Genomic DNA, 11,414 nt, shown 5'->3' with positions numbered 1-11,414 from the left:
GAGCCTATCCGCATCGTCGAGATACTGGAAAGCGAGGGCAACCAGCAACGTGAAAGCGAGAAGTTCAACCGTGTGGACATCAAGGCGCGCAATAGCAAGGATGAAATCATCATCGTTGAGGTGCAGAACACGCGCGAGATATACTATCTGGAGCGCATCCTCTTCGGCGTTGCCAAGGCCATCACGGAGCATATCGAGCTGGGAGAGCTTTACTCGGAAGTGAAGAAAGTGTACTCCATCAGCATTCTCTATTTCGACATTGGCAAGGGGAACGATTACCTGTATCACGGTCAGAACTCCTTTGTGGGCGTGCATACGGGCGATTTTCTGGAGGTCACCACCAAGGAGAAGGATGCCATCGTGCGCAAGTTGCCTGCCGAAATCTTCCCCGAATACTTCCTGATTCGTGTGAATGAGTTCAACAAGGTGGCCGTCACCCCGCTTGAGGAGTGGATAGAGTATCTGAAAACCGGAATCATCCGCCCCGATACGAAAGCTCCCGGACTGGAAGAGGCACGCCGCAAACTGATTTATTACAATATGGACAGGGCCGAACAACTGGCGTATGACGAACATATCAATGCCGTGATGATTCAGAATGATGTGCTGAGTACGGCGGCGGAGGAAGGAAGAGAGGAAGGAAGAGAGGAAGGAAGACAAGAAGGCATGCAGAAAGGCAGACAGGAAGAGAAAATAGAGAATGCCCGAACAATGAAATCCTTGAATATCTCCTCTGAGGTTATCCATCAAGTAACGGGTTTGGCCATCAAAGACATAGAAGAATTATAAATAGCACAAGATACTATTCATTTTCGTCTCGCCCGATTTCCGTTTTATGAGAAGCAGGCGGGACGTTCTGTTTTCCGGCGTAGAGACAGAGACATGAACCTAGAATATTGGGGGGTAAATAGATAAGTAATAATTTTAATCAATAACAAGTATTCCATTAATAACTGTAATCAGCGTTTTTAAAGAATAATAGCTACATTTTTTAAGAATGTTCTCCGCGTTTATTAACAGCGCAAAAAACGGTAATTAAACCTGATTTGGATATATTTCAACAAAAAAGGCAGTAATCCTTGTGAGGAAATACTGCCTTTACTTCTTTTATACTCGTTGCTATTTAGGTATATATTTGATATCTGTTTTTTTGAAAATATTGTCAGATTTATTACTTTTATGATGCTTTGCTGTAAGGATATTGCGGTATTCTTTGGAATAGAACGTTCTGGAAAATACATTCCGGTAAGTTCCGAGAAAAGAGAAAGTAAGTTTTTCCATTTGCTAAAGTTTTAGGTGTATATTAGAGTTCTGTTTTTAAACTTCTACAAAGATATTACATCAGAAAGGTGAAGTCAAGTGTTTCAGCCTTCATTTTAAATCGTTTTTCTATTTATGATGCTAATCTTTTGATTAATAGTATTTTTCAATTCCGCCAAATCCTGCTATTGTTTTATTGTCTTTTGTTTTGCTGATGAAGTTGTTTAACCGCTTCTCAAATTCTTCAGGACGTTTTCTCGCAGCCTCGATGTACGCTATTCGGATTCGCTTATATGCTTCGGAAAATGGTTGATAGTTTTTCCATACCGTTTCATTTTCTTTCAACTTATCAATTATATCATTGGGAAAAATGAAAGGCTCAGATAAAATACTTCGCGTTTTCTCTTCAAATTTTGGGTGTATCATTTTATTTTCCAATAGCCATTTAAGTCTTTCTTTGTTGGCTTGCGAGTAAGTGCTTTTAGGGTTTCTGGGTGTGAAACGCTGAATTTTATGATCTTTGTCAAGTGGTTTTGTTGTACTGTCAATCCAATCGAAGCAAAGGGCTTCTTCAACGGCATCATTGTATAAAATGCTTTTTTTGCCGGACGACTTATAGGGAAATACAAACCATATTTCACAGGAGGTTTCAAAGTTGTCCATTAACCACCTTCTCCAATCTTCTCGATTCTCAAAATACTTTATTTTATCTTCTGTAGTCATAGCAAGTTATTCAAACTAATCATTTTACTGCTTTACTTTCGTGGTAATGAAGCATTTCGCAATTTACTTTTGCCTCAATAATTTCTGTATGTAGCGCAGCTACCATTTTATACGATGCTAAAAACATGCAGGTTCCGATAGCTTAACGGCTTATTGCAACTGCCAAAAATACTAAATCTTGGAGAAACAGCCTCAATTATCTTTTAAAACCTTTGCTATGATTTATGGGGCTTATCTTCTATATAAGAAACCACGTGAGTTTGATATGCTCTTTAGTATAGTTCTCCTTGTATTTTTTTATTCAGTCCTGTTAAAGTGGACTGGCGCTACTTATATTTGCAATGTGATATTAATCAATGTTGTTTTATTTAAAATCTTTGAATTATGAAAGATGACGAAAAAAAAGCGATTGAAGAATTATTGAATTCTGAGTTGGAACAAATTGAAGGTGGTGCTTGTCAGTGTGATACAGGTGCAGGTCAGATTGTCTTTACCGTTCCTGATAAAACAAAGGATGACGGTATTAGGCAAGCCTAAAAGAGTACATTGATTCTATCAAAAATCTGTGTTGTTATATTTTTGCAGATTTCTGATGTCATGGTGATTAACGAGGCTATACAAAGGTAGTTAATTATTTTTGGATAGCTTCGTTTAAATAGAACGGCTTTTTAAAAGTATATAATAAGTAATATATATGCATGTATACTTCAATCCTCAATATTTTATCAGAAATGAAAGAGGGTGCTCTTATATTATAGCAAAGGCGATTCCTGTAAGTGAAAAACTAAAAGGTAGTGTGGGGAGTATTAGTGTTCTGCCACCTATTATTGGATATATCTTATCGCACATTGAAAATTGCGAGTTGGAAATAGCAGAGAAGGAAATCTCAAATGTAACCCAGCTTCGGGTTGAAACTATCGACAGATTCATCAAGAAATTGGTTGATAATGCACAAATGGTGGGATGGAAATATAGAGGAGTAAACATTTTATTCCCACCTTTTTTGCTGCTAAGTTCAAAAGAGAGATCTACCGGAACTATGTATACAACAAAAGATTTCCTTTGGATGGAACCTTTTATTCCTAAGCGTCCTTCAATACCCCTGAACATTAATTTTATGATAACTACTAAATGTTGTACTAATTGCATCTATTGCTATGCAGATAGAGATCGAGAGGATGATTTGTCTTCCCAAGATGTTCTGAAAGTGTTGGATGAAGCACATGAATTAGGAATCATAAACTTAACATTGTCAGGGGGAGATATATTTGCTTTTCTTGATTGGAAAGAGGTAGTACGGAAAGTGTGTCAATATGGTTTTTCATCTATCTTGAGTACAAAAGTTCCACTAGGTAAAGATGATATTTTTTTCCTTAAGAAAGTTGGATTGAGAAATTTGCAAGTGTCCTTGGATGCAGTGTCGCCGAGTATACTTATGACAACGTTGCGGGTGAAAAATGATTATGCAGGTAAAATGAAACAGATGCTTCAATACTGCGATGAGATTGGGCTGAAAGTAAATGTTAGAACAGTTCTTACTAAGTATAATGCAAATGAAGTAGAAATAGGAAAGCTATTTTCATTCCTTAATGGATTATCAAATGTTAATTCTTGGGTGTTAACCCCAGCCTTTTATTCCGCATTTAAAGATAATTACCAACAATATCGTGCAAGTGATCTGGAATTGATTAAAATTTATAACCAGACTAAAGCATTAAACACTGTAGCCCATTTTACAATATTGCATAATAAAATGAGTGAACGGAAATATACGCTTCAACCATATTCTACGGTTGAGAGTTTTGTGCAGAACAACCAAATATGCAATGCCAATAGTTATTCGATGGCTATATTGTCTAATGGAGATGTGACCGCTTGTGAAATGCTGTATGATAATCCTAACTTTATATTTGGTAATGTTCGTAATCAATCTTTATACGATCTTTGGAACTCAACTGTTGCTTTAAAAATGTATTCATATAAGCAGAGCATGATTGAGCAGAAAGAAAACAATCAATGTTCTAGTTGCCGTGTATATTCGGATTGCAAACTAAATGTTGGAAAACGTATCTGTTATGTAGATATTACTAAAGTTTACGGCAAAGATAAATATGAATATCCTGATCCCAGATGTCCTGAAGCTTTGGTTATAAAGGAAAATTTGATTTTATGATGCTGTCTCAATATTGAATGAATTAAAATAGTATTATTATGAAGCATATTTTCTCTTTCGCGTTCTTATTCCTGACCTTTGTTTATCAAGCATCCGGGCAAACGGTTAGTGGTATCCTGATGGATGAAACGGAACAGCCAGTTGCTTATGCCAATGTGGTGGTGATGTCATTACCCGATTCTGCCTTTGTTTCAGGGACAATCAGTGATGACAAAGGTTCTTTTACTCTTGCGGTAGACGGTAAGGATAAAATTATCCGCATATCTTCCATCGGATATATGACTGTCTATCAGCGTTGTCATGCTGCTGATTTAGGTGTTATACGGCTTGCGTCGGACACGCAGATGCTGAATGAGGTGGTGATTAAGGGAAGTCTGCCTAAAACAAGGCTGAAAGGGGATGCCTTGGTTACTAATATTCAGAACTCGGTATTAAGCGTTGCTGGTTCGGCTAATGATGTATTGGCGAAAATACCCGGTATACAGGGAAAAGACGGTAGCTTTACCGTGTTCGGCAAAGGAACTCCTGTTTTTTATATCAATGGGAGACTGGTACGGGATAATTCGGAACTGGAACGTTTACATTCTTCTGATATAAAGAGTGTGGAAGTAGTAACAAATCCCGGAGCGCAATATGATGCCACTGTAAAGGCGGTTGTTCTTATTCGTACTTTGAAACCTGTGGGTGAAGGGCTGGGCTTCAATGTCAAAACAGCTAATATGTATGGAGAGAATTATTTTACTCTCAACCAGTTCGATTTCAATTATCGTCATAAAGGATTGGATATCATAGGCTCTCTTTTCTACAGTGGTGGAAAAGACGGTACGAACATCAGTTTGGATCAGCAAACATGGGTAGATACGCTGTGGGCGCAGAGGTCGGATGCGTATACTTTAGCCAGGAGAGAGAATTATAAAGCTCGTTTGGGTGCCAACTATATGTTTAATGAAAAACATTCAGTCGGCATCCTTTATGATTTTGTTTATTATAGCACTGAGGAGCCCAATTATACTATGCGCTCTGAGATAAGTGCGGACGGTAAACCTTATGATAGTTGGAAAAGTAAGAATGTGCTTTCCAATGAATATCCTGTTCATCTTGTCAATGCCTATTATGTGGGGGCTATAGGTAAGTGGTCGGTCAATTTTAATACTGATATGCGTTGGAGCTATGAAGAAGATAAGCAGACGACAACCGAAGATAGTGAAAATTATCAGGATAGAACCGTGAAGACGAACCGCCGCTATGATAACGGATTGTTTGCTTCTAAATTGGTATTAAGTTATCCGCTTTGGAAAGGAAATTTGTCCTTCGGAGGCGAATACACGCATACTTATCAGAAGAATAAGTTTGCAAATGAACAGGGAATACTTCAGGATACGGATAATAAGGTTCAGGAATATAGTATTTCTGCCTTTGCAGAGTATAGACTGAAATTGGGAAAGTTAGATGTCGGAGCCGGAATACGTTATGAACATAATACCTCCGATTACTATGAAAGCGGTAAACTGGTGAATGAACAAAGTAAAGTATACGATAATGTTTTTCCGACTGTTTCATTGGCTTATCCGTTTGGACCGGTATCTGCCAATTTAAGCTATACGATGAAGACTCGGAGACCTTCTTATTCGCAATTGGACGGTAATATGAATTACATCAATCGTTATACCTACATGAGTGGTAATCCTTTGCTGAAACCTACTACTTACTCTGATCTTACCTGGGTGTCATCTTATAAGTTTTTTCAGTTGATTATCAGCTATCAGAGATCTGAAAATGCCATTGTCCACGTAACGAATCAGTTGAAAACACAGCCGAACATATCGCATACCACTTATCAGAATTTCAATAAGATAGATAAGGTTACTTTCCTGTTGGCAGCTTCTCCTACAATAGGATGTTGGAATCTTAATTATAGTGCGGGTATCATTAAGCAGTGGTTTGAGTTGGAGCATTTGGGAGCTATAAAGAAGATGCATCGACCGATGCCTTATTTATCGATGTTCAATACTTTCACGTTACCGAAAGGATTCCAGATTACATTGGATGGTGTATTCATGGGCAAAGGGCATGTGGAAAATCTTCTAATAGGTGAAAACAAATACATTGATGTCGGTATTGGCAAAACTTTCTTTAAGGATAAGGCTCTGTTGGTTAAACTAGATTGTTCTGACGTGTTTGACTGGAGGCGTAATAATACGACATTGTATGGAGAACGTAATATTCTGCGCGAAAAAGATAGTTGGACAGATTTGCAGAATGTGCGGTTGACACTTCGTTACAGATTTAATTCTTCAAAAAGTAAATATAAAGGTACAGGTGCCGGTATGGATGAGAAGGCAAGATTATGAAGACAGTGTATATAGTATTGATTAAATAACTTGATTTAGTTAATTGCAATCACCCCAAATAGCAATAGCCTCCGGATTTTTCACGTGAGGCTATTGCTTTTATAGTAAAAAGGAATGAAATGATCGAAAGCAGATACCGATTTATCTACATTTATTCGAGAATATTATGATTCACGTGAAAAGAAATCAGTAAAATATTGTTAAAATAGAATGTATTGAATAGCTTTGTAAAATTATCCTCCCGAATTGTAAAACCAAACATATTGTAAGAATGAAAACACACATCATTTATCTACTTTTTACTTTCTGTATCTTATCAGGCATTTATGCACAAAATGTGAGTATATCCGGTAGAGTTACTGACGGGAAGGGTGAACTTTTAGCATTTTTGTTGGGTGAAGTAGTTATCAAAGAGACTCGTCAGCATTTTAAGATGGAAAATGGTGGCATACACATATTAAGAAAGTTACTGTGATTACTAACCCCGGACCGGAGTATGATGCTTCTGTTAGCGCAGTGGTTCTGATTGAAGCCATACGTCCACCCGGAGAAGGGATAGGCGGTGAGGTTTTCGGAAGAATGGATGTCAGGAGCAAAGTTTCTGCCGATGGAGCGGTGTATCTGAATTACCGTAAGAATAAATTGGACCTGTTTTAGTTTCTGACTGGAACTCTATATTGATAATGAGATTTATGGCCATTGAAATACTGATTCAACGACTTAACTCCTTTAACTCCTAAAAAACAATATTTGCGAAACTAAAGTAATGTAGTGTCGCATTTGTATTGCAATGTTGCTGTATATGCTTTGCGTAACTGCTGCATATTGCTTGCATAACTGCTGTATATGCTTTGCAGTGATACTGAATATGCTCTGCAGCGATACTGTATGTGCTCTGCAGTGATACTGTATACGCTTTGCAGTGATACTGTATGCGCTTTGCAGTGATACTGTATGTACTCTGCAGTGATACTGTTTCCGCTTTGCAGTGGTTCGGTGTTATGGATGTAGGGAAACGGAACAGTGGTACATTGATTATCGACCCTAATTCCTTTAATAAAAATATAGTGGGGGATGTGGGTGTTTGCTTCGATAAAGCCCCATTTGCAAGCCCTTTTATGCACATCTTAAGAGAATTTTTTCATATCTGTAAAATGGATTATTTTTTATGATTTACAATGGTTTACGTTGGAAAATAGCCTAAAACTTAGTGCTGACAAACTGTTTGTCGTCACTTACAATCACTTTGTCGTCACTGCCGTCAAACCCCTACTGCCAAAGGGTTTGACGGCTATCAGTGCTGGAGTGCTGACAACTTATAGAAAAACTTTATTTAATCGGATATTCAATTGTGATATGACTTTCTATTATCTGCGTTATCAAACGGATTTTCATCGTGCTCCCGATGAAATGGTAGACAAGAATATCCGTACCGACTATAGTAAACTGAAAATGCTGGCACGCATTGACCATGATACCACGTATGAAGGTAGTCGTATGAGCACTATCGAAGAGATTGCTGCAACAGGTGAAATTATGGTGGACTTGTATACTTCTTTTCCTGCCGAACGGGTGGCGGATATAGACAATTTCCGCAGTCTGTTGTATTATTATGGGTTGCTCACCATGTGTGGCACGCGGGGCGACCGCTTGAAGATGTGTATTCCCAATAACTGTGTACGTGAGCAATATTTCGGTTTCCTGCGCGATTATTATCAGCAGATTCATCAGCTAAATCTTTCTCATCTGAAAGATTTGATAGATGACCTAACCTATGACGGTCAGTGGAAACCTTTCTTTGAAACGATGGCTAAGGCCTATCGTGAAAGTTCCTCTATACGCGACTCCATAGAAGGCGAACGCCATCTGCAAGGCTATTTGAAAGCATATCTTGCCCTTGCCTCCTATTATCTGGTGAAGCCTGAACTGGAAATGAACTATGGTTATTGTGACTTCTTCCTGTTGCCTGACAAGCAACGTTATCCGGATGTGAGGCATAGCTATATCCTGGAACTGAAATATGCTGCCCGTACGGCAACCGACTCTGAACTGGAGGCGCAAGCCGGAGAGGGGCGTCGGCAATTGCTGCAATACAGTGAGGACAAGATGGTGCGCGGCCTTGCCGAGGGGACAACACTGCACCGATTGTTACTGCAATTCCGTGGCTGGGATATGGTGAGATGTGAGGCAGTCTGAAGCTTTATACCATATCATCTCCCGTCTTCACCACAGCCACCTTCAGTGTCTTATGGAACGGGATGAAAGCGGAAACTATTGCGATGGTCAACGCTGTGATTAACAAATACCCGATAATGGTTTTTATTCCCAACAATAAACTTTGTTGTTGCAGGATGGCGTAGAGGCTGTTGGTGGCTATCTGGCTGGCTTCGTTATATCCATGTCCCTGTGCCAGTGCATTGTTCAGTGCCTGGCTGTAGCGTGTGGAAGTCACAGGATTAGTCAGTACCATGTTCTCCGAGAGGGTATTTATTCCCTTCATCTGCAAATGATAAAGTGCATTGCTGAAGAATGAGGCGGATATGGCAGGAGCCAGTACCGAGCGGAAAGAAATCAGGAAAAAAGCATTCGATAGCATCAGTTTGGGGTCTAAATCCTCTACTACATATACACCAAAAGCGATGAAGAGGCTCATCATAGCCAGCCCGCGCAGGAATACCGGAAGGTAAAGCATCTCATAAGTAGAGTAGGGGGTGACGCCAAAATAGAGTATCGCCAAATAAATGACGTAGCAGAACATTCCTCCTGAAATGAGGAAGCGGAACCGCCACCGTTGCCAACGGAACCACCAGAAACAGATGATGGCTCCCATTATGAAACCGGGTATGAGCAGCAGGCTCAGCGAGTTGGCGTGTACGCTATCTACTTTAATAATACTGTTCAGATAGTTGGTGATAAGTGAACTGCTGGCACTGAAAAACATTACCAATACCATGAAAGTATATCCGATGATGGACTTATGATGATGGAGAGGCTTTAGGCTGACGTAAGGCTTTTCTTGTGTGCGCTGCCGCTGTACAAAGAGATAAATAAGCAGCGGAATGGTGAGAACGTACACTTTAATCTTTATAGAATCAAACCAATCCAGCGTTTTCCCGTAAGTAAATACATATATGCTGAATAGTAGTGCTGCTGCTATGATGAACATGCTTCGTCCGTCTATATCTTTATATGGAATACGCATAGGGCGCTTGGCATACCGGAAGAATAATAAGATGAAAATAATGGCAATGAGCATCAGTAGAATGGTGAAGTAGTACATATATTGCCATTGATAATAGTAGGCCAGTTGCGCCGTCAGCGCCATTGAAATCTGTCCGCCGGAGAAAACGATGGGGTAGAAGTAGGCGTAGAATTCGCTACGTACATTCTTCGGGCTGAAGAACGGGCGAATCTGAATGATGAATTCCAGCATGATGAAAGCTTTCAGAAAACCGATGAAAAAGCTGCAAATAATCGTAATATCCATGTTGCCGACCTGGGCGCAGACGAAGCTGAGAATGATTTGCAGTAATAAATCGGTCAGTAGCAAGGTCTTTGGGGTGGCTATAGCACGAATCTTAGGAATGATGGGATAAGCTACCGCCATACCTGCCGCTGCCGCATAATACCCCATTGTGATGTCTTCGCTGAGTATCCCGAGGGTACTGCTGACTTCCAGCATGCTTCCCGTATAGGTTCCGTTGAGCATAATGATAGGGAACATCACCACGAACATAGTGACAATACCCAGCCATTGCGGTACCCAGGGGCGGAGTGGAAGGTTCAGTTTTACCATCAGTGGATTTTTTTATTTTCTCAGTGCTTCGGTTTCTACCATCATGCCTGCGCGGAGGCTTTTCATCTCTTCGGGAGTGGTATCGTCCAGCTCGATGCGAACGGGAATGCGTTGCTGCACTTTCACGAAGTTGCCGGCTGAGTTATCAGTCGGAACCAGGGCGTACTTGGAACCGGTTGCTTCGGATATGGCGGTAACTGTGCCGTGAAAGATATGCCCGCGGAAAGCATCGACCTTGATGCGTACTTTCTGCCCGATGTAGATGTGAGAAATCTGCGTTTCTTTGTAGTTGGCGGTGATCCATTTGTCGTTGCCCCGTATAAGATAGGAGATGGTTTGCCCGGCTTGTACGAATTGTCCCGGTTCGAGGGTACGGCGCCCCATATATCCGTCGTAAGGAGCGGTGACTATCGTATAAGAGAGATTCAATTTTGCCATATCCAGATCTGCTTCTTTGCGGAGGATATTCGCCTCGATGCCAGTGGATTTCTTACTTGTTTCGGAGTATTGGGATTTTGCCGCTTCCTTTTGTTGCAGCAGGGCCTGATAGCGTGCTTTCGTTGCTTCGTAGGCGGTTTTTACCTGTTCATACTGTTGCTGGCTGACGGATTCTTCGGCAAGCAGGTTGGCATAGCGGCGATAGTCCTGTTCCTGCTGCCAGAGCTTGGCCTTGGTTTCTGCAATGTTGGCTTCCTGAATGGCTACATTTACTTGTGAGGTCTGAATGCCGGAGCTTAATACGTCTTTTGCACCTTTCGCATCCATCAGGGCAGCTTCCGCATCCTTTACTTTGATGAGATATTCCCGGTTGTCAAGAATGAGAAGGGTGTCTCCGGCATGTACAGGTTGGTGCTCCGTGAAGCGGACTTCCTTGATATAACCCGAAGCGCGGATATTGAGCGGAGCTATATACTGGTCTACTACGGCATCATTGGTGATTTCGTAATGAACGTATTTCCAGAAGTAATTGATCGTCCATGAAATTCCCGCTAGTGCAAGGAGGATACATACCGTATTGAGGGTGATATTCCTTATTCTTAATCTCTTCAGTTGCTTATGTTTCTTTTGTAATTCGGACATAGACTACAATTGTAAATTAATAATTAAAAAA

10 protein-coding genes are annotated in these 11,414 nt (G+C 40.4%); 7 read left to right on the top strand and 3 right to left on the bottom strand.

Translation table 11 applies throughout. From position 1 onward, the window contains the following. On the top strand, positions 1 to 789 hold a 789-nt coding region (locus tag DW182_RS07255; RefSeq protein ID WP_118295169.1), incomplete at its 5' end, for an Rpn family recombination-promoting nuclease/putative transposase. 624 nt (positions 790 to 1,413) lie between these two features. On the opposite strand, the gene DW182_RS07250 is transcribed toward DW182_RS07255, so the two are convergent. Beyond that, positions 1,414 to 1,983, bottom strand: a complete 570-nt coding sequence (locus DW182_RS07250) for a YdeI family protein (RefSeq protein ID WP_118295116.1) — start codon at positions 1,981 to 1,983, stop codon at positions 1,414 to 1,416. Positions 1,984 to 2,367: 384 nt separating this feature from the next. On the opposite strand from DW182_RS07250, the gene DW182_RS22260 reads away from it, so the two are divergent. From DW182_RS22260 to DW182_RS07225, 6 genes are all read left to right on the top strand, one after another. Then, the gene (locus tag DW182_RS22260; RefSeq protein WP_007212877.1) at positions 2,368 to 2,520 is read left to right on the top strand and encodes a hypothetical protein; all 153 of its coding nucleotides are present in this window, start codon (positions 2,368 to 2,370) and stop codon (positions 2,518 to 2,520) included. A gap of 157 nt (positions 2,521 to 2,677) precedes the next feature. After that, a complete protein-coding gene (locus tag DW182_RS07245) occupies positions 2,678 to 4,156 on the top strand; it encodes a radical SAM/SPASM domain-containing protein (protein WP_118295115.1) in 1,479 nt (492 codons plus the stop codon). A 38-nt stretch (positions 4,157 to 4,194) separates the two neighbouring features. After that, complete coding sequence (locus DW182_RS07240) at positions 4,195 to 6,507, top strand: TonB-dependent receptor family protein (RefSeq protein WP_118295114.1); 2,313 nt, start codon at positions 4,195 to 4,197, stop codon at positions 6,505 to 6,507. 271 nt (positions 6,508 to 6,778) lie between these two features. Continuing rightward, entirely contained in the window at positions 6,779 to 6,982 is a 204-nt protein-coding gene (locus DW182_RS22440) for a hypothetical protein (protein WP_233564100.1), read from the top strand. Beyond that, entirely contained in the window at positions 6,979 to 7,164 is a 186-nt protein-coding gene (locus tag DW182_RS22435) for a hypothetical protein (RefSeq protein WP_233564099.1), read from the top strand. The genes DW182_RS22440 and DW182_RS22435 overlap by 4 nt, the downstream gene beginning before the upstream one ends. A 531-nt stretch (positions 7,165 to 7,695) precedes the next feature. Further along, positions 7,696 to 8,703 carry a PD-(D/E)XK nuclease domain-containing protein gene (locus tag DW182_RS07225; protein ID WP_233564098.1) on the top strand — a complete coding sequence of 336 codons (1,008 nt, stop codon included), beginning with the start codon at positions 7,696 to 7,698 and terminating at the stop codon, positions 8,701 to 8,703. A gap of 4 nt (positions 8,704 to 8,707) precedes the next feature. Here DW182_RS07225 and DW182_RS07220 read toward each other — a convergent pair whose 3' ends face one another. Together DW182_RS07220 and DW182_RS07215 are read right to left on the bottom strand one after the other, a co-directional pair. Beyond that, complete coding sequence (locus tag DW182_RS07220; protein WP_118295112.1) at positions 8,708 to 10,303, bottom strand: MFS transporter; 1,596 nt, start codon at positions 10,301 to 10,303, stop codon at positions 8,708 to 8,710. Between the two features lie 12 nt (positions 10,304 to 10,315). Continuing rightward, positions 10,316 to 11,383 carry an HlyD family secretion protein gene (locus DW182_RS07215; protein WP_118295111.1) on the bottom strand — a complete coding sequence of 356 codons (1,068 nt, stop codon included), beginning with the start codon at positions 11,381 to 11,383 and terminating at the stop codon, positions 10,316 to 10,318. Between the last annotated feature and the right edge of the window lie 31 nt (positions 11,384 to 11,414).

Source organism: Bacteroides sp. AM16-24 (genome assembly GCF_003471885.1).
Taxonomy (GTDB): domain Bacteria; phylum Bacteroidota; class Bacteroidia; order Bacteroidales; family Bacteroidaceae; genus Bacteroides.
Note: the sequence above shows the minus strand (reverse complement) of the source record. Positions and strands in the feature narration are given on the sequence as shown.